This window comes from Bradyrhizobium sp. ISRA430, assembly GCF_029909975.1.
Lineage (GTDB): Bacteria > Pseudomonadota > Alphaproteobacteria > Rhizobiales > Xanthobacteraceae > Bradyrhizobium.
Window position 1 is genome coordinate 1,095,811 of sequence record NZ_CP094516.1, and the last position, 23,530, is coordinate 1,119,340.

General features: G+C 64.8%; 20 protein-coding genes. 10 read left to right on the forward strand and 10 right to left on the reverse strand.

What is annotated here, in order from left to right:
• Positions 1–78 precede the first annotated feature (78 nt).
• The 3 genes from MTX21_RS05700 to MTX21_RS05710 are packed head-to-tail and all read left to right on the forward strand — an operon-like array spanning position 79 to position 2,215.
• On the forward strand, positions 79–858 hold the full coding sequence (locus tag MTX21_RS05700) for a DUF502 domain-containing protein (RefSeq protein WP_280963845.1): 780 nt from the start codon (positions 79–81) through the stop codon (positions 856–858).
• A gap of 10 nt (positions 859–868) precedes the next feature.
• Positions 869–1,306, forward strand: coding sequence for a rhodanese-like domain-containing protein (locus MTX21_RS05705; RefSeq protein WP_280963846.1), 438 nt, complete (start codon positions 869–871; stop codon positions 1,304–1,306).
• Positions 1,307–1,360: 54 nt separating this feature from the next.
• A complete protein-coding gene (locus tag MTX21_RS05710) occupies positions 1,361–2,215 on the forward strand; it encodes an NAD(P)-dependent oxidoreductase (RefSeq protein WP_280963847.1) in 855 nt (284 codons plus the stop codon).
• An 84-nt stretch (positions 2,216–2,299) separates the two neighbouring features.
• Here MTX21_RS05710 and MTX21_RS05715 read toward each other — a convergent pair whose 3' ends face one another.
• On the reverse strand, positions 2,300–2,728 hold the full coding sequence (locus MTX21_RS05715; protein WP_280963848.1) for a hypothetical protein: 429 nt from the start codon (positions 2,726–2,728) through the stop codon (positions 2,300–2,302).
• A gap of 769 nt (positions 2,729–3,497) precedes the next feature.
• Complete coding sequence (gene recG / locus MTX21_RS05720; protein ID WP_280963849.1) at positions 3,498–5,606, reverse strand: ATP-dependent DNA helicase RecG; 2,109 nt, start codon at positions 5,604–5,606, stop codon at positions 3,498–3,500.
• A gap of 218 nt (positions 5,607–5,824) precedes the next feature.
• Between recG and MTX21_RS05725 the strand changes: the two genes are divergently transcribed.
• Positions 5,825–6,115: a succinate dehydrogenase assembly factor 2 gene (locus MTX21_RS05725; RefSeq protein WP_280963850.1), complete on the forward strand. Its 291-nt coding sequence runs from the start codon at positions 5,825–5,827 to the stop codon at positions 6,113–6,115.
• The gene (gene mfd, locus MTX21_RS05730) at positions 6,112–9,630 is read left to right on the forward strand and encodes a transcription-repair coupling factor (RefSeq protein WP_280963851.1); all 3,519 of its coding nucleotides are present in this window, start codon (positions 6,112–6,114) and stop codon (positions 9,628–9,630) included. The genes MTX21_RS05725 and mfd overlap by 4 nt, the downstream gene beginning before the upstream one ends.
• Before the next feature lie 227 nt (positions 9,631–9,857).
• On the opposite strand, the gene MTX21_RS05735 is transcribed toward mfd, so the two are convergent.
• The 5 genes from MTX21_RS05735 to MTX21_RS05755 form a co-directional block, all read right to left on the reverse strand.
• Positions 9,858–10,250: a hypothetical protein gene (locus tag MTX21_RS05735; RefSeq protein WP_280963852.1), complete on the reverse strand. Its 393-nt coding sequence runs from the start codon at positions 10,248–10,250 to the stop codon at positions 9,858–9,860.
• 162 nt (positions 10,251–10,412) lie between these two features.
• Entirely contained in the window at positions 10,413–10,973 is a 561-nt protein-coding gene (locus MTX21_RS05740) for a hypothetical protein (protein ID WP_280963853.1), read from the reverse strand.
• 249 nt (positions 10,974–11,222) lie between these two features.
• The gene (locus tag MTX21_RS05745; RefSeq protein ID WP_280963854.1) at positions 11,223–12,452 is read right to left on the reverse strand and encodes a GGDEF domain-containing protein; all 1,230 of its coding nucleotides are present in this window, start codon (positions 12,450–12,452) and stop codon (positions 11,223–11,225) included.
• Positions 12,453–12,535: 83 nt separating this feature from the next.
• Positions 12,536–14,041 carry a class I adenylate-forming enzyme family protein gene (locus tag MTX21_RS05750; RefSeq protein ID WP_280963855.1) on the reverse strand — a complete coding sequence of 502 codons (1,506 nt, stop codon included), beginning with the start codon at positions 14,039–14,041 and terminating at the stop codon, positions 12,536–12,538.
• A complete protein-coding gene (locus tag MTX21_RS05755; protein ID WP_280970978.1) occupies positions 14,038–15,897 on the reverse strand; it encodes an extracellular solute-binding protein in 1,860 nt (619 codons plus the stop codon). The genes MTX21_RS05750 and MTX21_RS05755 overlap by 4 nt, the downstream gene beginning before the upstream one ends.
• 262 nt (positions 15,898–16,159) lie before the next feature.
• Between MTX21_RS05755 and MTX21_RS05760 the strand changes: the two genes are divergently transcribed.
• The gene (locus tag MTX21_RS05760; RefSeq protein WP_280963856.1) at positions 16,160–16,960 is read left to right on the forward strand and encodes an invasion associated locus B family protein; all 801 of its coding nucleotides are present in this window, start codon (positions 16,160–16,162) and stop codon (positions 16,958–16,960) included.
• Between the two features lie 78 nt (positions 16,961–17,038).
• Here MTX21_RS05760 and hspQ read toward each other — a convergent pair whose 3' ends face one another.
• Positions 17,039–17,371 (reverse strand): heat shock protein HspQ, encoded by a 333-nt coding sequence (gene hspQ / locus MTX21_RS05765; protein WP_280963857.1) that lies wholly within the window; start codon positions 17,369–17,371, stop codon positions 17,039–17,041.
• A gap of 106 nt (positions 17,372–17,477) precedes the next feature.
• Between hspQ and MTX21_RS05770 the strand changes: the two genes are divergently transcribed.
• Positions 17,478–18,431, forward strand: a complete 954-nt coding sequence (locus MTX21_RS05770; RefSeq protein ID WP_280963858.1) for an AEC family transporter — start codon at positions 17,478–17,480, stop codon at positions 18,429–18,431.
• A gap of 8 nt (positions 18,432–18,439) precedes the next feature.
• Here MTX21_RS05770 and MTX21_RS05775 read toward each other — a convergent pair whose 3' ends face one another.
• Positions 18,440–19,624 (reverse strand): UbiH/UbiF family hydroxylase, encoded by a 1,185-nt coding sequence (locus tag MTX21_RS05775; RefSeq protein ID WP_280963859.1) that lies wholly within the window; start codon positions 19,622–19,624, stop codon positions 18,440–18,442.
• Positions 19,625–19,709: 85 nt separating this feature from the next.
• On the opposite strand from MTX21_RS05775, the gene pcsA reads away from it, so the two are divergent.
• From pcsA to MTX21_RS05790, 3 genes are all read left to right on the forward strand, one after another.
• Positions 19,710–20,477 carry a phosphatidylcholine synthase gene (gene pcsA, locus MTX21_RS05780; RefSeq protein WP_280963860.1) on the forward strand — a complete coding sequence of 256 codons (768 nt, stop codon included), beginning with the start codon at positions 19,710–19,712 and terminating at the stop codon, positions 20,475–20,477.
• Positions 20,474–21,208, forward strand: coding sequence for a TerC family protein (locus MTX21_RS05785; RefSeq protein ID WP_280963861.1), 735 nt, complete (start codon positions 20,474–20,476; stop codon positions 21,206–21,208). Before pcsA ends, MTX21_RS05785 begins: the two co-directional genes overlap by 4 nt.
• Positions 21,209–21,297: 89 nt before the next feature.
• Positions 21,298–22,272 (forward strand): quinone oxidoreductase, encoded by a 975-nt coding sequence (locus MTX21_RS05790; RefSeq protein WP_280963862.1) that lies wholly within the window; start codon positions 21,298–21,300, stop codon positions 22,270–22,272.
• A gap of 60 nt (positions 22,273–22,332) precedes the next feature.
• Here the strand turns inward: MTX21_RS05790 and MTX21_RS05795 are convergent, their stop codons facing one another.
• Entirely contained in the window at positions 22,333–23,529 is a 1,197-nt protein-coding gene (locus tag MTX21_RS05795; protein WP_280963863.1) for an acetylornithine transaminase, read from the reverse strand.
• Position 23,530: the final 1 nt, after the last annotated feature.

Sequence of the window (23,530 nt, forward strand, 5' to 3'; positions counted from 1 at the left end):
AGGGTGCCGCTCGCTATGTGGTCTTCAAAAATCTGCTAGAAGACCTTAGCTAAAGAGTTGCGACCACCTGGAACCCGAATGACCGCCCGCCACGACGCGTCTCCGCCTGCGCCTCCGGCTGATCCCGTCCCGGAACCTCATACCGGCCTGATGGGCCGTTTCCGCAACTATTTTCTTACCGGCCTCGTCGTGACGGGGCCGATCGCGATCACGCTTTACCTGGTCTGGTGGTTCGTGACCTGGGTCGATGGCGTGGTGCGGCCCTTCGTGCCGCTGGCCTATCGCCCGGAAACCTATCTGCCCTACGGCGTCCCCGGTTGGGGACTGATTGTCGCAGTCTTCACGCTGACACTGCTCGGCTTCCTCGCCGCCAACCTGATTGGCCGTACGCTGGTCGATGTCGGCGAGACCTTTCTCGGCCGCATCCCGGCCGTTCGCGCCATCTACCGTGGCCTGAAGCAGGTGTTCGAGACGCTGTTCTCGGGCAAGGGCTCGAGCTTCCGCAAGGTGGGCTTGGTCGAGTTTCCTTCGCCGGGCATGTGGTCGATCGTGCTGATCTCGCAATCACCGAGTGAGGACGTCGCGCGCAGCCTGCCGGGAGAGGAGCACGTCTCGGTGTTCCTGCCGTGCTCGCCGAACCCGACCACCGGCTTCTTCTTTTACGTACCCAAGAGCAAGATCATCGAGGTCGAGCTGAGTGCCGAGGATGCGGCGACGCTGATCATGTCGGCTGGCGTGGTGCAGCCTGGCTCCGTAGCCGATCCGAAGAAGGTGGCGGCGCTCGCCGGCGTGGCGAATGCCGCGCGGATCGCCAATGCCTCCACCACGCTCAAGCCCGAGCCCGCGAAGGTGGAATGAGCAGCAGTCGATGAGCGACGGAAAGACGTTCGATGGCAAAGTGCGGGACGCCCGCGAGGGCAGCGTTCGCATGGTTGCGCCAGACGAAGCCAGGCGACTGATCGAGCAAGGTGGTGTCACCGTCATCGATGTCGGCGACGAGTGGCAGTTGCGCGAGCGCGGCACACTGCCCGGTGCCCGCAACATCACGCATGGCGAGCTCGCGATCAAAGCCGACACGAAGCAAGAGCATCGCGATCCTGCCTTGCAGGACAGCAATCAGAAGATCCTCCTCACCTGCGGCGGTGGCGGCAAGGCGACGCTGTCGGCCGCCGCCCTGCAGGAGATGGGATTTACCGACGTGTCCGTGCTCCAGGGTGGCTGCCGCGGCTGGCAGAAGGCCGGCTATGCGCTGGAGCCGTATCCCGGCTCGGACAGCGCCACTACCGCGCAGGACGCCGGCAAGTAGAATCCGCGGCCGACGGTTGGCCACGCTATGGCCGGAACCCGATCGGAGCCGACGATGACAACCACGATAGCGATTCTTGCACCGGGCGCCATGGGTAGCGCGGTGGCCCGCCGCCTCGGCGAGCACGGCGCGCGCGTGCTCACCTCCTTGAAGGAGCGGAGCGAAGCGACGCTGAAACGGGCGGCAGACGCGGGCATGGTCGGCGCCGAGGACGATGAGATCGCTGACGCCGACATCATTCTCTCGATCGTGCCGCCGGGCGAGGCCGTCGCGCTGGCGGAGCGCCTGGCGCGACTGATCGTCAGGCGCGAGAAGAAGCCTGTCGTCGTCGACTGCAATGCCGTCAATGTCGAAACCGTGCTCCGCATTGAGGAGATCATCAGCTCGGCGCAGGCGCCATTCGTCGATGCCGGCATCATCGGCTTCCCGCCGCAGCCCGGCAGCAAGGGACCGGCGTTCTACATGTCCGGCGAGCATGCCAAGGACGTCGCCGTGTTGAAGCAACTCGGGCTGGACCTGCGCATCGTCGAGGGGCCGGTCGGCGCAGCCTCCGCGCTCAAAATGTCCTACGCCGGAATCGTCAAGGGCCTCGCCGGCATCGGCTCGGCCATGGTGCTTGCTGCGACCAAGGCGGGCGCGGCGGATGCGCTTCGCAACGAGCTCGCACTGAGCCAGCCTGCGATCCTGGCGCGGCTCGAGGTCGCGCTGCCGGACATGATCCCAAAGGCCTATCGCTGGATTGCGGAGATGCGGGAGATTTCCGGCTTCCTCGGCCCGGATCATCCGGCAAGCCAGATCTACGAAGGCTTTGCACGCTGGTTCGAGCATCTTGCCGAGGATGCGAAGGGCGAGGCGACGGAAGCGGAGCTGTTGAAAGCGTTCGCGGCGAATGTCCAAAAGAAGGTCTAGATTGCACTCGCAAGCCCGGTGCGCTCGCCAAGGCTCGGCCTCAAGGCCGAACTCCATCGAATGTCTCGGCTAGAATGTGTTGAGCTAAGACAGCGGCTGCGTCTCCGAGAACATATCGACGATCTTGTTGGTCATGCCGTTCACGATCAGCACCTGATCCTTCATCTTGGCGTACATGTAGTCGCGCAGCTCCGGCAATTGCGAGATCACCTGCGTGGGTAGGCCTTGAGCCTTGACGCCTTTCGGAAGTGTTGCCCCAACGGCAGGTGTGAAGTCCTTGGCTGACTTCGTGGCTGCTTGCCGGAATTGTATATCGTTATGCTCGGTCAGCACCGTCTTGCGAATCTGCTCGCGCTGCGCGTTTGTCAGGCTGAGTTTCGGCAGCGATGGATTTTGCGATACCGTCGTGCCACCGCTCAATTCGACCGCACCTTGCGCAGCCGGTTGTGCGAGCGAAAGTGCGGGCGCGCCGAGTATGATCGCGAGCGCAGCGATTGTGGTGGGAGCCCTCATGGTTCTGCTCCTTCCTGTACCGCCCTTGAGCAGTTAACGGGCGCATGGTGCGTCCGTTCCGCGGCCGGCGAGCAACGTGCGCGCCTTTGTCTGCCGTACAGGCGGGCAATGGTGGCAGTGTGCTGGACCAGCTCGCCCGAGTATCGCTTCCCCGGCGGCATTACGGCGGCCATGGATCAGCGTGCACTCGTCCATGTGCGCCAATGGGTCGGCTGAATGTCGGCGTGCGTTTTGCCTGATCGGTCGACCCAATTGGATCCATCCTTGCGACAAGGAAAAGGAAGCGAATGGACGATACCATCAAAGTCCAGCGCGCAGATTTCGAGGTCTCCGTCTGACGGAGCTGTCGAAGTTGACTGCCATTCGGTGGAGATGAACTGCATGATCTACCTCCAGCAGGAAATATGGGGATAGTTCCAATGTACTTTTTAGCACGAGTGATCGTCCTTGGGTGTGAACCAGCTCGCAATGACGCAAGGAACCCGTACCCTTCATTGGGGCAATTGCCTTGTCCTTGCCTCGGGCGTCTCTGATACGTCCGGGCGCACGATCACCGCTTGCAAGTGAGTCTGTCTCGGCTACGGGCGGTTCATGGGCGTGGGGCCGAATGTCGCGAAACGCCAGGCCCGGCTTGGGCATGCTCTGCGGCCGAGACAACGCGTCACGCGCGAGTGTGACCGGCGCATCTATTGGAGATGCATCACGGAGAAGAGTTGCTTCGGGCGATGGATTGCCGGGTCAAGCCCGGCAATTACGAGAATGAACCACTTTAACCCGCCCCAATCAGCGGAATTGCTTCATCCCGCTCATACAGATACAGCAGGCAGCGCAGCGCTTCGCCGCGCTCGCCCTTCAGCTTCGGATCGTCGTTCATGATGCGCAGGGCCTCGTCGCGGGCCTGCGTGATGAGCTGGCTGTGGACCTCCGAACGCGCGATCCGATAGCCGGGCAGGCCGCTTTGGCGCACGCCGAGCACGTCGCCTTCGCCGCGCAGCTTCAAATCTTCCTCGGCGATGCGAAAGCCGTCGGTGGTCTCGCGGATCACCTTCAGCCGCGCCTTCGACATTTCGCCGAGCGGCTCTGAGTAAAGCAGGAGGCAGGTCGAAGCTTCGGAGCCGCGTCCGATACGGCCGCGCAATTGATGGAGCTGGGCAAGGCCGAAGCGCTCGGCGTTCTCGATCACCATGATGGTGGCGGCCGGCACGTCGACGCCGACCTCGACCACGGTGGTCGCAACCAGGAGCCCGATCTCGTGGGCGGCGAACTGGCCCATCACGCGGTCCTTCTCTGCGCCCTTCATCTGCCCGTGGACGAGCCCGACGCGGTCGCCGAAGCGCTTCTGCAAACTCTCGAAACGTTTCGTCGCGTTGGTCAGGTGCTCGGTGCCTTCGGCCTCGGACTCCTCGACCAGCGGACAAATCCAGTAGACCAGCTTGCCGGACTGGAGCGCGCGGCCGACGCCGTCCATGACCTCCTCGATCCGGCTCATCGGCACCGCGCGGGTGTCGATCGGCTGCCGGCCGGCGGGCTTTTCGCGCAGCTCGCTGATGTCCATGTCGCCGAAATAGGTCAGCACCAGCGTGCGCGGGATCGGCGTGGCGCTCAGCACCAGCACGTCAACGGCCTCGCCCTTCGAGGTCAGCGCCAATCGCTCGCGCACGCCGAAACGGTGCTGCTCGTCGACGACGGCAAGCGCGAGATCCCCAAAGATCACGTCGTCCTGGATCAGCGCATGGGTGCCGACGAGGAGATCGATCTCGCCCTCGGCGAGCCGCGCGAGAATCTCGCGCCGCTCCTTGCCTTTTTCCCGCCCGGTGAGGATCGCGACCCGCAAGCCGGCGCGCTCGGCGAGCGGCGCGATGGTCTTGATGTGTTGGCGCGCCAGGATTTCGGTCGGCGCCATCAACGCGGCCTGCTTGCCGACCTCGGCGACGGCGGCAGCAGCGAGTAACGCCACCACGGTCTTGCCGGAGCCGACGTCGCCCTGAAGCAGACGGAGCATGCGCACGGATTGTTTCAGATCATCGGCGATCGCGGCCGCGGCACTGCGCTGGGAGGGTGTCAGCGCATAGGGCAGGGCATCGATGATCTTGTTGCGCAGGTGGCCGTCGCCGGCGTTGCGCACGCCGGCGGGCCGGCGCAACCGCGCACGGATCAGCGCCAGCGCCAGTTGCCCGGCCAAGAGCTCGTCGAAGGCGAGGCGCGACCAGAAGCGCTGGTCGGGCAGGACGTCGGTGAGCTCGACGGGCTGATGCACACGGATGAGTGCCTCGGCGAGAGGCGGGAAGTTGCAGCGGCGGAGCACGTCCGGGCTGATCCATTCCGGCAAGGAGGGGAGCTTCTGCAGCGCCTGCGCGATCGCGCGGCGCAGCGAGCCGAGCGCCAGCCCCTCGGTCAGCGGATAGACGGGATCGATCCCGGAGAGCTTCGCGATGGCCTCCTCGTCCAGCACGCGGTCGGGATGCACGATCTGCGGGATGCCGTCATACATCTGCAGCGTGCCGGAGACGTAGCGCTTCTCGCCCATCGGCAGCAGCTTCTCGACATAGCCGGGCTTGGCGCGGAAGAAGGTCAGCACGACGTCGCCGGTATCGTCGCTGGCGTAGACGAGATAGGGCGCGCGCGCATTGCGCGGCGGCGGAGGGCGGTGGCGGTCGATCGTCACCTCCAGCGTCACCACGGTTCCCGGCACGGCGTCACGGATCTTCGGCCGCGCGCGGCGGTCGATCACGTTGCTCGGCAAGTGCAGGAGGAGGTCGACCAGCCGCGGCGTCTCATCGCGGTCGAGCAGATAGCGCAACAGCTTGTCCTGCTTCGGACCGACGCCGGGGAGGCTGGTCACGGGAGCAAACAGCGGGTTGAGCAGGCTGGGGCGCATGGGGCGAATCTAGGATCGTTTCGGCTCGTCATGCCCGGCTTTATGCCGGGCATCCACGCTTTTTTCTCGGCAACGCGTGGATGGCCGGGACAAGCCTGGCCATGACGGGGCGGAGAGTGGCAAACCAGAACAACAAAGGGCTGACATCGGTCATCCGAGTGGCTATATCACCCGCGCCCGGCACGTCCGGGCTTTTGGCGTTGGACTGGATTTGAGACATGACGGGAACGACACGATCGAGCGACGGGCTGGATGAGCGTCGCAAGCGGCTTCTGTTCCGCTGCTGGCACCGCGGCACGCGCGAGATGGACCTCATCCTCGGCCGCTTTGCCGATGCCGAGATTGGCAACCTGTCCGATGCCGAACTGACCGAGCTCGAGCACCTGCTGGAGGTGCCCGATCCCGATTTCTACGCGGCCGTCACGGGAGACAAAGTGCTTCCGGGTGACGTTGCAGGCGCGCTGTTCGCGCGTATCAAGGCATTTCCGATTGCGGACGGCAACGCATGAAACAGCCGTCGAAATCTCCGGCCGAGCTGCTCGCGCCGGGCCGCGCACTGACGCTCGCCAACGTCGCCGAAGGCGCTGAAGGCCTCGTCGTCTCCGACCTCGCGCGCGCCATCGCGGCACGGCCGAAGAAGCCGGCCGTCAGCCTCGCTGTCGTCTGCCGCGACGGCCCGCGCATGCAGCAGCTCGAGCGCGCGTTGCAATTCTTCGCGCCCGACCTGCCCGTGCTGACGTTCCCGGCCTGGGACTGCCAGCCCTATGACCGGGTCTCGCCGCATGGCGGCATCCTGGCGCAGCGCCTGACCACGCTGGCGCGGCTTGCTTCGCTCACCGGCAGCGACAAGCCGCTGATCGTGCTGACGACCGTGAACGCCGTCGTGCAGCGCGTGCCGTCGCGCGATCTCGTCGCCGCCCAGGCGCTGTCGGTCGCACCCGGCAATGTCGTGCCGATGGACACCATCGTCGCCTGGCTCGAGCACAATGGGTACAGCCGCTCCTCGACGGTGCGCGAGCCCGGAGAATATGCCGTGCGCGGCGGCATCCTCGATCTGTTCCCGGCCGGCCTCGACCAGCCCGTCCGCTTCGATTTCTTCGGCGACAGCCTGGAATCGATCCGCTCCTTCGACGCCGAGACCCAGCGCACGCTGCTCGACATGCGCGCGCTCGATCTCGTGCCGATCTCGGAATTCCAGCTCGTCACTGACACCATCCGCCGCTTCCGCATGGGCTATGTCGCTGAGTTCGGCGCGCCCGAGCGTGACGATGCGCTGTACGAGGCCGTCAGCGAAGGCCGGCGTCATCCCGGCATGGAGCACTGGCTGCCGCTGTTCCAGGAGCGGATGGACACGCTGTTCGACTATCTGCAGGGCGCGCCGATCGCGATCGAGCCGCAGGCCGAGGACGCCATCCGCGAGCGCTTCAAGCAGATCCTCGACTACTACGAGGCGCGCCGCGACGCGCTGGAGCATCCGACCGGTGGCGGCATCTACAAGCCGCTGCCGCCCGACCGGCTCTATCTGACCGAAGAGGAGTGGACCAAGCGCGAAGCCGACATTCCGCTGGCGCGGCTGACGCAATTCTCCGTGCCGGCTGATGGCGCGAGCGTCGTCGATGCCGGCGCGCGCAAGGGGCGGGATTTCGCACCCGAGCGCAACGACACGACCGCCAACGTGTTCGAGGCCGTGGTGGCGCACGTGATGGCGTTGCAGGCGCAGCGCAAGAAGGTCGTCATCGCGCTCTGGACCGAAGGCTCGCGCGACCGCATGACCTCGATGTTGCGCGACCATAAGCTGACCCACACCACCAGCGTCAATAGCTGGCGGACGGTGCAGGCAACTCCGCGCAACGAGACCATGCTCGCCGTGCTGGGCCTCGAAAGCGGCTTCGAGACCGACGAGATCGCGCTCATCAGCGAGCAGGACATCCTCGGCGATCGCCTGGTGCGGCCGCGCAAGGCGAGCCGCAAGCTCGACAACTTCATCTCGGAGGTCACGAGCCTCGCTGCCGGCGACATCGTCGTGCACGTCGATCACGGCATCGGCCGCTTCATCGGCCTGCAGACGCTCGACGTCGCCGGCGCGCCGCATGACTGTCTCGAGCTGCATTATGCCGCCGAGACAAAGCTGTTCCTGCCGGTCGAGAACATCGAACTGCTGTCGCGCTACGGCTCCGACCAGACCACGGTCGAGCTCGACCGCCTCGGCGGCTCGGGCTGGCAGACCCGCAAGGCCAAGCTGAAGAACCGCATCCGCGAGATCGCCGGCGAGTTGATCAAGATCGCTGCCGAACGGCAGCTCCACGAAGCGCCAAAACTGCCGGTGCAGCCGGGCCTCTATGACGAGTTCTGCGCGCGTTTCCCCTATGACGAGACCGAGGACCAGTTGGGGGCGATCGAGTCCACGCTGAAGGACCTCGAGCGGGGCCGGCCCATGGACCGGCTGATCTGCGGCGACGTCGGCTTCGGCAAGACGGAGGTCGCGCTGCGCGCGGCGTTTGCCGTCGGGCTGGAAGGCAAGCAGGTCGCGGTCGTGGTGCCGACCACGCTGCTTGCGCGCCAGCATTACAAGACGTTCTCCGAACGCTTCCGCGGCTTCCCGGTGCAGGTCGCGCAGGCTTCGCGCCTGATCCCGGCCAAGCAGCTCAACCAGGTCAAGAAGGGCATCGCCGACGGCTCGGTCGACATCGTCGTGGGTACCCATGCGCTGCTCGGCAAGTCGATCAAGTTCCGTGACCTTGGCCTCTTGATCGTCGACGAGGAGCAGCATTTCGGCGTCAGTCACAAGGAGCGGCTGAAAGCACTCCGCGCCGAGGTGCATGTGCTGACGCTATCGGCAACGCCGATCCCGCGCACGCTCCAGCTTGCCTTGACTGGCGTGCGCGAGCTCTCGATCATCGCCTCGCCCCCGGTCGACCGCCTTGCGGTGCGCACCTTCGTCGCCCCGCACGATCCCCTGATGATCCGCGAGGCGCTCTTGCGCGAGCGCTATCGCGGCGGGCAGGCATTCTACGTAGTGCCGCGCATCGACGATCTCGCCGAGGTCAAGGATTTCCTCGACAAGAACGTACCGGAGATGAAGGTCGCGGTCGCACATGGCCAAATGCCCCCGGCCGTGATCGAGGACATCATGACGGCGTTCTACGACGGCAGGTTCGACATCCTGCTGTCGACCACGATCGTGGAGTCCGGCCTCGACATTCCGAACGCCAACACGCTGATCGTGCATCGGGCCGACATGTTCGGCCTCGCCCAGCTCTATCAGCTCCGTGGCCGTGTCGGACGCTCCAAGCTGCGCGCCTACGCCTTGTTCACGCTGCCGGCGCAGCAGAAGATCACGGCACAGGCCGAGCGGCGGCTGACCGTGCTGCAATCGCTGGAGACATTGGGCGCGGGCTTCCAGCTCGCCTCCCACGATCTCGACATTCGCGGCGCCGGCAATCTGCTCGGTGAGGAGCAGTCCGGGCACATCAAGGAGGTCGGCTTTGAGCTCTACCAGTCGATGCTGGAAGAGGCGATCGTCAACCTCAAGGCCGGCGTCGCCGAGCCCGCCGCCGACCGCTGGTCGCCGCAGATCACGATCGGCATGCCTGTACTCATTCCGGAGGACTATGTCGGCGACCTCTCGGTCCGCCTGTCGCTCTACCGGCGGCTCGCAGATCTCGACACCGAGGAGGAGATCGAGAACTTTGCCGCCGAGATGCGCGACCGCTTCGGTGTGCTGCCGGATGAGGTGCGCTATCTCTTCAAGGTCGCCGCGATCAAGGCGTTCTGTCGACGGGCCAATGTCGAGAAGATCGACGCGGGCCCGAAGGGCGCCGTCATCGTGTTCCGCGACAATTCCTTTGCGCATCCCGACCGCCTGGTGTCGTTCATCCGCAGCCACGGCCAAGCCGCAAAGGTGCGGCCCGACATGAAGGTGGTGTTCTTCCAGGACTGGGAGACGCCGGAAGAGCGCCTCGTCGGCACCACCGAGATCATGCGCCAGCTCGCGCAGCTCGCACAGAGCAAGAAGGCGGCGTAGGGACTTCTCCTTCGTCATTGCGAGCGAAGCGAAGCAATCCAGAAATCTATCCGCAGAAGGACGCTGGATTGCTTCGTCGCTTCGCTCCTCGCAATGACCGTGTTACTGGGAGCATTGTACGGTGCGTAAAAGCGCGTAGTGTGCCCACCATCTCCGCACTCGGATCTGAAAACAGGTGGGCACGCTTCGCTTTGCCCACGTCGTCAATCGAGGTGGAATCTCAAGTATCAATCGAGGTGGAATCTCAAGTAAAGGTTTCCCGCCGGCTCATTCTGGAAAAACAAGAGGCCTCGCGGCGCCATGCCGGCAAAAAAGCGAAGCCTCGGTGGCGGGTCGCCTGGCACTATTCTCTGCGATGGCGCACCTAGTTCGAAGAAACAGCAGCCGGGCTTGCCTTCGATTTGAATGCGCGCGTGGTCAGGGTCGTCGCGAGACAGGGAAATGATGACCGTCAAGTTTAGCTTCTCGACCTTCACATGGCATACCCCATAGGGGCACGTCGTCGAACCTGCATCGCTGTCTCTCGGTGTTTCAATGCCGTAATCCAACCTGTAGTCCTTGGCGTAGGAGGCCGGCAAAAGCAGAACGGCGGAAATGAACGCTGTTGCGAATTTCATCATCAACCATCATATCGTGGCGCGCTTAGCAGACAATTTATCGCTCACAGGTTGCGGGTGGTATGTATAGAACGAAGCAGGAACATCGTCAACCGATTTTCGCACATTGGCGACAGCGCTGATGCCACCGCGTGGGCGCGCCTCCTCAGCATCTGATGGACTATCTCAATCCCTGACGATGCGACGGAGAACACGGATGTTCGGGTCGTCACGATCGGGAGCTTTCTCGACTGGGGGCACGACCGGAGCACGATTGATCTGAGCTGCCTTGGGCGTCGAGAGCACGCCCTGGTTTGTCGGCGCTGCAAGAATTTGAATTTTCCCATTCGTGGTTGGTGGAGCAAAGATTGGCGGGCGCGCCCGCATGATCGAATCGTTTGGATCGCGCGGACGGATCTCGCCACGGCCGTCATTCTCTAGACTCGGGATTGCATTGCCGGCCTGCTTGATAGCCGCGTCAATCATTTCCTTTACAGAACCCAGTACTGAGCCGGGGTCATCGATATATTGCTCGGACGCTACAACGCTGTCCTTAAATCGTTTGAGGTCATCGATGGTCTGCTGGACGGATTTTCGCGGCCCTTCGTCCCACCAGGATCCCTTGCCAGACATGTAATGATCTATGACGTCGCGCGCGCGACTCGTAACGTCTTCCTTGTCTGACGGATTGATCGTGACAAACCCGGAGCCGATCGGCGGTAAGGGTTTCTTCTCAATCGTCGGCATGAAAAATCTCCTGCGCAAATGAAAAAACCCGCAGCGGATTTCTCCACGCGGGCCAACTGACTTATTTCGATGATGCCACTATGCCGGTGTTTTGCCCGACGTGTCAAATGGCTTCGTAAAATCCGTAGGACTTCACGTCAGCAATTGACATTTCCTTTGCATGGGGTTGTTTTTCAGATTTTGTCGGATCCCAGGGCAAACCGAGATCCTACGAAAGGGCCGATCCCGCGAAAACGGGCGCGATGGTATCTACGACGCCGCCCGTGACGCGTCGGCGGATAGCCGCGCCAGCAGCGACCTTGCCGTATCCGATGGCGACAGCGAATCCACGCTGACGACGGGGTCGCTGCGCATCTCGCCTTTGCCGTTCGAGGTGTGCCGCATCACCGCAGAGAGGCGTCGGGCGATCATGTGGGCGGTGCGGAAGTCGGTCTCTGCGAACACGACGATCACCGAGCCGTCCTTCTGGGCGGTGCCAAAATCCATCTGCCGCATCAGCCGACTCAGGATGCGCGCGGCGTCTAACTGGGCGCGGGGATTGCCCGAATCGAAAGCGAAGCGCGCAACCGAGAGACCACCGCCGCGGGCGAGCGTCTGCTCGACCGCTTTGGAAAAGTCGCGGGCGAAGGCTTCGACCGTCAGCAGGCCACTGCGCGGATCGAGCCAGCCGCCGGCATCGATCGAACGCAGCGTGCGGCCAAGTTGTGCCTCCATCGCGTGCTGGCGGATCAGCGGCAGCGCGTTGGCCGCGATCCTGGTGGGTTCACCCGAGATGACCTCGAGATTGGGCAGGTCGTAGCTCTGCGCGAGCTGGTGCGCGGTAACAACGACGGGCAGGTTGCGGAAGCGGGTATCTTCCGCAAGCACTGTGAGGAAGGCGTCAGTGACGCGCGCAGTGAAACCTTCGGCGAGCACGACGCCGTCGATGTCGCGGGTGTTGAGATGCTTTGCGGCGGCTTCGATCGACAGCGCCCCGATCACGCCCACGCGTTCGCCGAGCGCGACCGAGAGCGCGGGATAGGCGGCGCCGCGGCCGATCAGAAGCACCGTGGCATCGCGCGCAGGATCTGCCTCTGGGACCGAGACCTTCGTCGTCACCTCTGGCAGCCGGCGCAGCACGGTCGCGTGCAGTGTGCGTACGCGCAGCCCGGCGCGCAGCCGCGCGATCAGGCGGTCTGGATTGCCGCCGCTCGTGGCGAAGGGCAGGGCGTTGTGGGGGAGAGTGCCCGGCGCGTCCAGTGCGACGAACGGAATGTAGAGTGGCTGGTCGGCGATTTTCCTGGCGAACGGCGCGATGTGCGGCTCGTGTCCGCCTGACATGGCGGCAAGAACCGCAGCAGGCTGCATCTGCTCGACGGCGCGCGCAGCACTCGCCCAGTCGCTGTCGACAATGGGGAAGAGGCGGCCCTCGTCCAGCGCCGCAATGAAGGCCGGCCGCTCGGCGTTGGACACAAACAGGATCGGGCCCGCCTGGGACATCGCAAACTCTGATCACGCAATACTGCTGCGCAATCTAGTTTGGTCGCCTTAATGCCGCGTCAACATATCAGCCGAAAGTGCGATCAAACCGGGCCGGAACGATCGCGAAAAGCCTCAACCATCAGAGGGTTAAGCCCGAGTTCGCTGAGCGCCTCGCGGGCGCGGGTGTTATCCTGGGCGCGACCCGCCAGCCGGTGTCCGGAGAGCCGGTCGGGCAGCGCAGTCAACAGCGCGCCCTGGCCGAGCCGCCGGGCCCATTCCTGCAGGTCGTTGGAGAGGAAGCGGTAGCCGCCGACCGCCATGATGCCGGACGGGGGTGCGGTGATGCAGATCGCGCCGTTTGCCCTGTCGATCCGCGCGGCGTAGCCGGTGTCGACATAGTCCCGCGGCGGCTGCGCCGTCAGGGCCTCGCCGACCGGCTGCGGCGGGGCGTAGGCCGCGATCGGGACCATCGCTCCGCGCAGGCCCAACGTTCCCTTCGGCGTGAGCAGGATCTCGCCGGCGATGGAGGAGCCCGACTGCTCGCGCGGCGCGCCATGGGGACCCGGCATCACCGCCACCGGCATGCCGTCCTCGCCGCGCCGGACGCCGAACAGCCCGGCCTCGCCGAACAGATAGACGTCGGTGAGCGGCGCATGCGGCGCGATCCAGGCATCGCTCGCCGCTACCTGCTCCGGCGCGCGCCACAGGCCGATGACGTTGCGTAAGCTCGGCATCCGCGCCGCGAGATCGGAATCGCCAAGCCTAAGCGCGAGTTGAGCCGGCGCGATCAGCACGTCGCAATCGTGCTCGTTGATTTGCTGCTCCAGCACCTCGCTCTCGAAGGGATGATGCAGCGCCAGCGTGCCGCCGGAGAGCAGCCACACCGCGAGCGAGGAGGCGAGGCCGGCGAACGACATCGGCGTGAACGCCGCCATCACGGTCGCGCCCTGCTTGACGTCGGCCTCCAGCGACATCGCAAGGCCACCGGCGATCAGGCTGAAATGCGGTCGCGGCACCGGGCGAAAGCCCTCCGCCGTAACATCGAAAGAGATCATCGCCGCCTTGCGGCCATCCTGGATGACGCGGCGCGTAGTGCCGGGCGGGCGCGCCAGCACCTCGTCGAGCGGGGCCATGCCTTCGGGCAGGTCGGTGCCGAAACCGAAGACATGGCGGATCGAAAACGCTTCCGCTGCGGCATGCATGGCGAGGTCGGAATAGATCACGCCGTCGACCTTGCTCATGGTGACGATTGCGCGTGCCGCAGTGCGGTTGAGCGCGGCGGTCAGCTCCGCATGACGCCAGAGCAGCGGCAGCACGGCAACGACGAGGCCGGCGCGATGGGCGGCGAGCACCGTGAGCACGAACTCGACCGTGTTCGGCAACTGGATCGCGATGACGGAATTGGCCGGCAGGCCGGATTCGACGAAGTGCGCCGACAGCGCGTCGATGGCGAGATCCGCCTCGGCGTAGGTCAGCCGCCTCGGCTCGTGGCCGGTCACGCGCGCCTTGTTGATGGGGTCGAGCAGTGCCGGCGCGTGCGGCTGGCGAGACAGCGTGCGCTGAAACAGCGTGTCGAGCGTCGGCGATGCGGCTGGCTGATTCGTCATTTCGCTTGCGGCTGCCCCTTGGACCACCAGGTCTCCGGCAAATAGCCGGACAGCGCGGTAGCCGATGGCCGTTCTATCCGATTCCAGCGCGCGATCCATTGCTCCGATACGTTAAAGAGGGGGATTGTGTAGAAGCCTGCGATCAGGGTGCGGTCGAGCGCCCGCACTGCCGACACGAAGGCCGTATGTTCGCGGGCCTCCAGTAGGGCTGCGATCATGGCGTCGACGGCCGGATCCTTGGCGCCCATGTAGTTGCGGGTGCCCGGATTGTCGGCAGCGGCGCTGCCCCAATAGAAATATTGCTCGTTGCCGGGCGACAGCGACTGATCCCAGCGGTTCTGGATCATGTCGAACTCGAAAGCGAGCCGGCGCTGGTCGAACTGCACGGGATCGACCGATCGCACGGTCGGCTCGATGCCGGCGCGCTTCAGGTCGCGCTGGAAGGCAAGCGCGATGCGCTCCTGGTCGCGCGTCGTGACCAGGATCTCGAAGGTGAAGGGAGCCTTGGTCTTGCGGTTGCGCAGCACGGTTCCGTTGAGATCGTAGCCGGCCTCCGACAGAAGCTTGAGCGCCGCGCGCAGCGTCGTGCGATCGCGCCCCGAGCCGTCGGTGACGGGCAGGCGGTAGCTGCCATCCATGATGTCGGCTGGAATTTGCGCAGCGAACGGTTGGAGCAGCTCGCGCTCGCGTGCATCCGCAGGACGGGCGTAGGCGGAGAGGTCCGAACCGGCGAAATAGCCGGCGACGCGCGAGTAGAGCCCGAAGAAGTAGTTGCGATTGACCAGCTCGAAGTCGAACAGCAGCGTCAGCGCCTGGCGCACGCGGATGTCGGCGAAGATCGGACGCCGGGTGTTGAACACCAGGAATTCCGACGGCTGTGGCACGCCCGGCTTGATGGTGTCGCGGATCACCTCGCCGGTCTTGGCTGCAGGGAAATCGTAGCCGTCGTGCCAGCGCAACGGCTCGTTCTCGACGCGGAAGTCATAGAGGCCGCGCTTGAAGGCTTCGAACTGGCCGTTGGCCTCGCGGTAGTAGTCGAGCCTGATCTCGTCGAAATTGTAGAGGCCGCGATTGACCGGCAGGTCGCGGCCCCAATAGTCGGGGTTGCGGGTCAGCGTCACGCTGGTGCCGGGCTTCACCGCCGTGACCCGGTACGGGCCCGAGCCGATCGGGCCTACCATCGTCGTCTCCTCGAAGGTCGCGACGTCGACCGCATGCTTGGGCAGGATCGGCATCAGGCCGAGGATCAGCGGCAACTCCCGGTCATTGGCGCCGGCCAGATCGAAGCGGATCGTGAGGGGATCGAGCACTTCGGCCTTTGCTACTTTCGCATAGTAATGGCGGTGGTTCGGTCGGCCGTGATCGCGCAGGAGCTGCCAGGAGAACTCGACGTCCTCGGCGAGCACCGGCTTGCCGTCGGAGAACCGCGCGCGAGGATCGAGGCGGAAAGTGACGTAGGTCCGCTCGTCGTCGGTTTCGACCGTCCTGGCCAGGAGGCCATAGAGTGTGAACGGCTCGTCGTTGCCGCGCGCCAAAAGACTCTCGATCACGTAGTTCCGGACCTGCTGCACCGCCAATCCCTTCACGATGAGGGGATTGAGGCTGTCGAAGGTACCCAGAAGGTCCCAGGTCAGCCGGCCGCCCTTGGGTGCGTCGGGGTTGGTGTAGGGCATGTGGGTGAAGTCGGCCGGCAGTGCCGGCTTGCCGTGCATGGCGATGGCGTGGGCTTCTTCGGCCCGCGCCGCGGCCGTCGGCAACATGATGGCGAGGAGAAGGGCGAGGCCGCGAAGCCGGGCGCCAAGGACCCCGACAAGGACCTCGACAAGCCCCTCGAGAAGGCGCGGGAACATGAACATCGGCACACGTTGATTCGAGAACCGGCGGATATGAATCCTAACACAGCGATTTTCCCCGGGAGCGCACGTGCTGTCGCGGTCAAAGAGAGTTGTCGGCATTGATCTTTTCGTCCGCCACGTTAAGAAGGCGGGCAATCGCGCAAGAGCGCCGGACCCGTCACTTTTCCGCCTCTATTGACGGGGAGACAGCCGCGCCCAAGGCGGCTTGGTTCGGTGTTTCGGAGCGGCTCGGGCCATTCCCGTTCAGAAAGGGTTTTCCGCAATGAATTTCCGCTATTTGGCCGCGTCCGTCCGGCCGCGCGGGCGACTTCTCGCCCTGTTGACGGCGACGGCATTGGTCGTTCCGTTCGCCGCAGAAGCCCAGGCTCCAGCGCCGGCACCCAAGGCAGCGCCGAAAGCCGCGCCGAAGGCCGCCCCCAAGGCGCCCGCGCCGGCTCAAACTCCTCAGGCCCAGCAGGCCCCAGCTCAGGGCGCTCCAGCCCAGCCGAACGGCCAACCGGCGGATCAGCAGATTCAGCTCATCTACGCGCCGTGGACCAAATTCTGCCTCAAGGGCCAGGACGCCAACGCCAAGCAGGTGTGCTTCACCGGCAAGGACGGCCGCATCGAGTCGGGCCAGCCGGTCATCGCCGCCGTGATCATCGAGCCCGAAGGCGAGCCCAAGAAGATCCTTCGCGTGACGCTGCCGCTCGGCATGCAGCTCGTCCATGGCACCCGCATCATCGTGGACAACAATCCGCCGCTGCAGAGCCCGTACGTGATCTGCTTCGCCAATGGCTGCATGTCGGACTACGAGGCGACCCCGGACCTCATCAACAACATGAAGAAGGGGCAGAACCTCGTGGTGCAGGCAATCAACGCCAACGGCGCGCCGCTGACGCTGCCGCTGCCGCTGGCCGGCGAGTTCGCCAAGGCCTATGACGGCCCGCCGACCGACCCGAAGCAGTTCGAGGAAACCCAGAAGAAGCTTCAGGAAGAGCTGCAGAAGAAGGCTGAAGAGCAGCGCAAGAAGCTCGAGCAGCAGGGCGCGGCCTCCGGCGCGGCTCCGGCTGGGCAGAAGTAAGCAGGCCGCTCAAGCCTGGACATGAAAAAGGCGCTCGGTTCGAGCGCCTTTTTTGCTGGTCCGCGTGCGGAGCGAAGTTCAGTTCAGCGACGGATTGCGCGGGCGGTAGCCGCCGGTCTTGTCCTTGATGAAGATTTCGGCCACCTGGGAATGGCGGATCGGCTCGCCAGAGTTATCCGGCAGCAAGTTCTGCTCCGAGACGTAGGCGACGTACTCCGACTCAGCGTTCTCCGCGAGCAGGTGATAGAACGGCTGGTCCTTACTGGGCCGCACCTCCTCAGGGATCGACAGCCACCACTCCTCGGTGTTGTTGAATTCCGGATCGATATCAAAGATCACGCCCCGGAACGAGAAGATCCGGTGGCGAACGACCTGTCCGATCTGGAACTTGGCAGTCCGAGCTTTAATCATTCCCCGTCGATAGACCAGGATTGTGGCCGATGCTAGTGCCCAGATTCGGAATTAACCCACCGGTAATGGGCAGATAGCCCCCAAGCCTTCAGAAAACACTTCATCAATGGTCGATATCCTCAATCTGGCCCTTCCTTATTTCGGCCTGATCTTCGTTGGTTTTGCCTGCGGCAAGGCTAAGTCCCTGCCGGAATCGGGACTAGCCTGGATGAACTTCTTCCTGCTCTACGTGTCGCTGCCGGCGCTGCTCTTCGCGATCATGTCGAAGACGCCGTTCTCGGAGCTCAACAACCCGCCGTTCCTGGTTGCGACCACGCTGTCGACCATCGCGGCGTTCACCATTGCGCTCAGCGTCGGGAAGATCCTCGGCCGACTGTCGCTGCGCGAGGCGACGCTTGCCGGACTCTCCGGAGGTTACGGCAATATCGGCTATATGGGGCCGGGGCTGGCGCTCGCGGTGCTCGGGACGAAGGCGGCAGCGCCGACCGCGCTGATCTTCTGCTGCGACAGCATCTTCCTGTTCACGATCGTGCCGCTGCTGATCGAGCTCTCCGATCGCGATCATCCTTCGCTTGTGCACGCCTTCGGCGTGGTGCTGAAGCAGATCGTGCTCAACCCCCTGATCATGTCGGCCTGCTTCGGCGCCGCTGTCGCGGCGCTCCATATCGAGCTGCCGGTGGCGCTCGATCGCACCATCACCTTCCTCCAGAACGCCGCAGCCCCGACCGCGCTGTTCGTGCTCGGCGTGACTGTGGCGCTACGTCCGTTCGATCGCGTGCCCTGGGAGGTGCCGGGCGTGATCGCGGTCAAGCTGCTGGTCCATCCGCTCGCTTCGTTTGCGCTGATGCTGGCGTTCGGTCCGTTCGCGCAGCCCTGGGCCGCGACTGCCGTACTGATGGCCTCGCTGCCGCCGGCGCTGAACGTGTTCGTCATCGCGCGCCAGAACGATGCCTGGATCGAATCCGCATCCGTCGCGGTGCTGCTCGGGACCTTCGCCTCCGTGGTTACGCTGACGAGCGTGATGTGGTTCATCCAGACCGGGCGACTGGCGTTTCCGTGAGCGGGTGGCTAGCGCCACCAGGTGGGGGTCAGTCCCTCGCGCATGGCGAAACGCCGCAGCGGGCCGATGGCGCCGAGCAGGTGCATGCCCATGGCGCGGACCGGCTGGAGCGGCAGGAAATCGTTGAGCAGGGAGCGGTTCGCAATGTCGATCATGAAAGTCCGGCTCAGGATGTCCGGCCGCCGCGCCCAGTCGTAGCGCGCCAGCGCCTCGGGCGCGCCGGGATCGCGGCCGGCCGCAACCGCCTCACCCGTGACCTTGGCGATGTCGGCGGCATCTCTGAGGCCAAGGTTGAGGCCCTGGGCGCCGATCGGGGGGACCACATGCGCGGCCTCGCCGACCAGCGCGATGCGGTCGCGGGCGAATGATTTCGGCCGCTCGATCGCCAGCGGGAATAGGTTGCGGCCGGGCTCGACCGTCATGCGTCCCAGAATGGAATGCGACTGCTTCTCGATCGCTATGGACAGCTCCTCGTCGGTCAGCGCGCGAAGCCGCTCGGCCTCGGCGGGAGCCGCAACCCAGACGATGCTGGAACGGTTGCCGGGCAGGGGCACGAACACGCAAGGGCCGTGCGGGGTGTGGAACTCGGTCGAGACGCTCCGGTGCGGCCGGGCATGGGCGACGTTGAAGGTCAGCGCGGTCTGGGTCAGGTCGCGCCGCGTGACTGCAATGCCGGCGGCCTCGCGGCACAGCGAATGTCGGCCGTCGGCGCCCACCACGAGCCGTGCCGTCAAAAACCGTGCGGACGCCGTGCGGATTGCGACATCGTCGGCCTCGATGACCACGCTCTCGGCTTCATCGTCGAAACGGACGAGCTGGAGCAGCTCGGCCGCGCGTTCTTCCAGCGCCAGCATCAGCGAGCGGTTGTCGATGTTGTAGCCGAAGGCCTCGAGCCCGATTTCGTGACAGGAGAACCGGACCTCCGGCGCGCGGATCAACCGGCCGGTGTCATCGATGAGACGCATGACCTCGAGCGAGGCGGCCTTGTCCTTGCAGCGCGGCCAGACGCCGAGCCTCTCCAGCAGATCGACGGAGGCGCCGAGCAGCGCGGTGGTACGGTTGTCGGCATAGGGCGCGCGCCGCGCCACCAGCGCGGTTCGCACACCGGCCTCCGCCAGCGCGATCGCCGCCGCCAATCCGGCCGGTCCGCCGCCGATAACGGCCGCGTCAAAAGAGACCGATGCATCTATCATGAAGGAGAAATGACATGCCCCGCGGCAAATTCAAGCCCGCAAATTTTCCCTGATTTTGTGCCGAATTGCGCGGCCGAACGCCGCAATGGCGGATGTGCAAACCGGTCTCATTCTGATAGCAGAAGCCATGGACAGCCAGGAGGATTCCCTGAAGCCCACGCCGGTGATCCGCGCCGCGGCCTTCTCGGTGCACATCTTCACCGCATGTGGCGCCGCGCTGGCGCTGCTGGCGATGCTGGAGGCGGTGCGCGAGCACTGGGCGGCGATGTTTCAGTGGCTGGGTGCCGCGCTGATCGTCGACGCGATCGACGGCCCGATCGCGCGCAGGCTCGACGTCAAGAACGTGCAGCCGAACTGGTCGGGCGACGTGCTCGATCTCGTGTGCGACTTCGTGACCTATGTGTTCGTGCCGGCCTACGCGATCGTCGCCAGCGGTCTGTTGCTGCCGGTCGCAGCGCCACTGCTGGGGATCGCCATCATCGTCACCAGCGCGCTTTATTTTGCCGATCTGCGCATGAAGGCCGACGACAATCATTTCCGCGGCTTCCCGGCGCTGTGGAACGCGGCGGCGTTCTACCTGTTCCTGCTGCACTGGCCGCCGGTAGCGTCGACGCTGCTGGTCGCGGCGCTGGTCGTGCTGACATTCATTCCCTTCCACGTGCTGCATCCGGTCCGCGTCGTGCGGCTGCGCTGGCTGACGATGTCGCTGATCGTGCTCTGGGCGCTGCTCGGGCTTTACACCCTGGAGATGGATTTCCGCGTCGGTCCCGTCGTCACCGTCGCGCTGTGCGCGATCGCGCTCTGGATCACCTTCAGCGACGCACTGATCCGGCTCGTAAAATCATTCGCATGATGCATCTGTTGACCAGCCCCGAAGCCTGGGCCGCGCTCTTGACGCTGACCTCGCTCGAGATCGTGCTCGGCATCGACAACGTCATCTTCATCTCCGTCATCGTCTCGCGCATTCCGGAAAAGCAGGCCAACCGCGCGCGTCAGATCGGTCTGGGGCTGGCGCTGGTGTTCCGCATCATCCTGCTGAGCGCGCTGGTCTGGTTGATCGGGTTGACCGAGCCGGTTTTTACCGTGAAGGGCAGTGCGTTTTCCTGGCGCGACATCATCCTGATCGGCGGCGGCCTGTTCCTGATCGCCAAGGCCACGCACGAGATTCACGGCGAGGTCGAGGCCGACGAGGCGGGCGACGGGAATGGATCCGGCCGCAGCGCCTTCTTCTTGGTGATCGCTCAGATCATCGTCATCGACATGGTGTTCTCGCTGGACTCGATCATCACCGCGATCGGCATGGCGCAGGATATCGAGATCATGATCGCGGCCGTCGTGATCGCCTGCCTGATCATGTACATCTCGTCGGGGCCGGTGGCGCGATTCGTCGCAGAGCATCCGACCACCAAGATGCTGGCGCTTGCGTTCCTGGTGCTGATCGGCGTCGCGCTGGTGGCGGATGGATTCAAGTTTCACATTCCGCGCGGCTACATCTATTTCGCAATTGCGTTCTCGGCGGCGGTGGAGTTCTTCAACGTTCTGGCGAAGCGCAACCGCAAGAAGGCCCGCCAATCGCCGCTGTAGGCGTTCTATCCGGCGTCGAGTTGACAACGCAGGCGCGATGCCTTTCGCTTGTAGAGCGAAGCGGGGCGGGGAGCGAGGGAGGCCATGTGATGACCAAAGCCGTCCGGGTGCACAAGGTCGGAGGTCCCGAGGCCCTGGTCTATGAGAGCGTCGACGTGCCGGCGCCGGACCGCGGCGAGGTGCGCATCCGCCAGCACGCGGTCGGGCTGAACTTCATCGACGTCTATTATCGCACCGGGCTCTACAAGGCGCCGGAGCTTCCCTTCGTCGCCGGCAACGAGGCTGCAGGCGAGGTCGTCGCGGTCGGACCCGGCGTGACGCATTTCCATCCCGGCGATCGCGTCGCCTACTACCACAATCTCGGCGCCTATACTGGCGAACGGAATATGCCTTGGGAGCGGCTGGTCAAGCTGCCCGATCACATCACCTACGAGCAGGGCGCCGTGCTGATGCTGAAGGGGTTGACGGTCTGGTATCTCCTGCACAAGACCTTCAAGGTCGAGCAGCATCATCGCGTGCTGATCCATGCCGCGGCCGGCGGCATCGGCCTGCTCGCCTGCCAATGGGCGCGGGCGATGGGGGCGCATGTCATCGGCACGGTCGGCTCGCGCGCCAAGGCCGAGCTCGCGGCGGCGAATGGCTGCGACCACGTCATCCTCTACAACGAAGAAGATTTCGTCGCGCGTGTGAAGCAGATCAGCCGCAACGAAGGCTGCGACGTCGTCTATGACGGCGTCGGCAAGGCGACATTCCCGGGCTCGCTCGCCTGCCTGAAGCCGCGCGGCATGTTCGTCTCGTTCGGCAATGCTTCGGGCCCGGTGCCTCCCTTCGCGATCGCCGAACTCAACAGTCACGGCTCGCTGTTTGCGACCCGGCCGAAGCTCAACGACTACATCGGCAAGCGCTCGGAGCTGCTGGAAGGCGCCGACACCCTGTTTGCCGCTGTCATCAGCGGCAAGCTGCACGTGCCGATCAACCATGCCTATGCGCTGAAGGATGCAGCGAAGGCGCATATCGATCTGGAAAGCCGGGCCACGACCGGCGCGTCGATCTTGAAGCCGTAGGTAACCGTCATTCCGGGTTCGGTCCTGCAGACCGCCCCGGAATGACGTGAGTGTGCAGAGCTACGCCACCCGCCGTGCCGCGCCGGCCTTGGTGAGGATCCCGTCCAGGCAATCGATCATCTCGGCGATCTCCTGCCGCGTGACGTTGAGCGCCGGCATGAAGCGCAGTGCGTCGAGCTGCGGTGCATTCAGGAGCACGCCTGCTTCGAACGCCTGTGCCACGATCGCGGGCGCGATCGGCAGCTTGAGGTCGAGCGCCAGCAGGAGGCCGCGGCCACGCACGCCGCCAAGGCCGTGCCGGGCCGAGATCTTCTGCAACTCGCTCTCGAGCAGGAGGCCAGTGTCCGCGACCGACTTCAGGAAGGCGGGCTTGCTGACCTGCTCCAGCACGGCGAGCCCGGCTGCGCACATGATCGGGTTGCCGTTGAACGTGCCGCCCTGGTCACCATGCTCGAAACAGGACGCGCGTTCGGTCGCGAGCAGCGCCGCGAGCGGCACGCCGCCGCCGATACCCTTGCCGAGCGTCATGATGTCGGGCGCGATCGCGGCGTGCTCGTAGTCGAAGAGCTTTCCGGTCCGGCCCATGCCGGTCTGGATCTCGTCGAAGATCAGCAACAGGCCATGCGCGGCGGTGAGCGCGCGCAGCTCTTGCAGGAATTGATCGGTCGCCGGCCACACGCCGGATTCGCCCTGGATCGGCTCCAGCATCACGGCGACGGTGTTGTCGTTGATCAGCCTCTCGACGGAGGCGATGTCGTTCAGCCTCGCTTTCTTGAAACCGGCGACCTTCGGTTCGAACAGCGGCTCGAAAGCCTTCTTGCCCGATGCCGACATCGTCGCCAGCGTGCGGCCGTGAAAGCCGCCTTCGAAGCTGATGATCTCGAAGGCGCCGCCCTTGTGTAGGCTGCCATATTTGCGCGCGAGCTTGATCGCACCCTCATTGGCCTCCGCGCCGGAATTGGCGAAGAACACCTGGTCGAAGACGCTGTTTTCGACCAGCGCCTGCGCGAGCTTGAGGCTCGGCTCGTTGTAGAACGCCGGGCTCGGCGTCAAGAGCCGCTTGGCCTGCGCGGCAAGCGCCTCGGCAATCACGGGCGGCGAGTGACCGAGGCTGTTGACGGCCCAGCCCTGCACGAAATCGAGATAGCGCTTGCGGCTGTCGTCCCAGAGGTAAGAGCCCGCGCCGCGGACGAACACGGCCTTGGGCCGTGCGGTGATGTCCATCAGCGCGTCATACGGATGGGTGGCGTTGGTCATG

Bases quoted from the DNA above. Each gene is read 5' to 3' on its own strand.
- MTX21_RS05795 (WP_280963863.1), bottom strand. From the start codon at position 23,529: ATGACCAACGCCACCCATCCGTATGACGCGCTGATGGACATCACCGCA.
- MTX21_RS05790 (WP_280963862.1), top strand. From the start codon at position 21,298: ATGACCAAAGCCGTCCGGGTGCACAAGGTCGGAGGTCCCGAGGCCCTG.
- recG (WP_280963849.1), bottom strand. From the start codon at position 5,606: ATGCGCCCCAGCCTGCTCAACCCGCTGTTTGCTCCCGTGACCAGCCTC.
- MTX21_RS05785 (WP_280963861.1), top strand. From the start codon at position 20,474: ATGATGCATCTGTTGACCAGCCCCGAAGCCTGGGCCGCGCTCTTGACG.
- MTX21_RS05755 (WP_280970978.1), bottom strand. From the start codon at position 15,897: ATGTTCATGTTCCCGCGCCTTCTCGAGGGGCTTGTCGAGGTCCTTGTC.
- MTX21_RS05775 (WP_280963859.1), bottom strand. From the start codon at position 19,624: ATGATAGATGCATCGGTCTCTTTTGACGCGGCCGTTATCGGCGGCGGA.
- MTX21_RS05715 (WP_280963848.1), bottom strand. From the start codon at position 2,728: ATGAGGGCTCCCACCACAATCGCTGCGCTCGCGATCATACTCGGCGCG.
- MTX21_RS05735 (WP_280963852.1), bottom strand. From the start codon at position 10,250: ATGATGAAATTCGCAACAGCGTTCATTTCCGCCGTTCTGCTTTTGCCG.
- pcsA (WP_280963860.1), top strand. From the start codon at position 19,710: ATGGCGGATGTGCAAACCGGTCTCATTCTGATAGCAGAAGCCATGGAC.
- MTX21_RS05745 (WP_280963854.1), bottom strand. From the start codon at position 12,452: ATGTCCCAGGCGGGCCCGATCCTGTTTGTGTCCAACGCCGAGCGGCCG.
- MTX21_RS05710 (WP_280963847.1), top strand. From the start codon at position 1,361: ATGACAACCACGATAGCGATTCTTGCACCGGGCGCCATGGGTAGCGCG.
- MTX21_RS05760 (WP_280963856.1), top strand. From the start codon at position 16,160: ATGAATTTCCGCTATTTGGCCGCGTCCGTCCGGCCGCGCGGGCGACTT.
- MTX21_RS05740 (WP_280963853.1), bottom strand. From the start codon at position 10,973: ATGCCGACGATTGAGAAGAAACCCTTACCGCCGATCGGCTCCGGGTTT.
- MTX21_RS05700 (WP_280963845.1), top strand. From the start codon at position 79: ATGACCGCCCGCCACGACGCGTCTCCGCCTGCGCCTCCGGCTGATCCC.
- mfd (WP_280963851.1), top strand. From the start codon at position 6,112: ATGAAACAGCCGTCGAAATCTCCGGCCGAGCTGCTCGCGCCGGGCCGC.
- MTX21_RS05770 (WP_280963858.1), top strand. From the start codon at position 17,478: ATGGTCGATATCCTCAATCTGGCCCTTCCTTATTTCGGCCTGATCTTC.
- MTX21_RS05705 (WP_280963846.1), top strand. From the start codon at position 869: ATGAGCGACGGAAAGACGTTCGATGGCAAAGTGCGGGACGCCCGCGAG.
- hspQ (WP_280963857.1), bottom strand. From the start codon at position 17,371: ATGATTAAAGCTCGGACTGCCAAGTTCCAGATCGGACAGGTCGTTCGC.
- MTX21_RS05725 (WP_280963850.1), top strand. From the start codon at position 5,825: ATGACGGGAACGACACGATCGAGCGACGGGCTGGATGAGCGTCGCAAG.
- MTX21_RS05750 (WP_280963855.1), bottom strand. From the start codon at position 14,041: ATGACGAATCAGCCAGCCGCATCGCCGACGCTCGACACGCTGTTTCAG.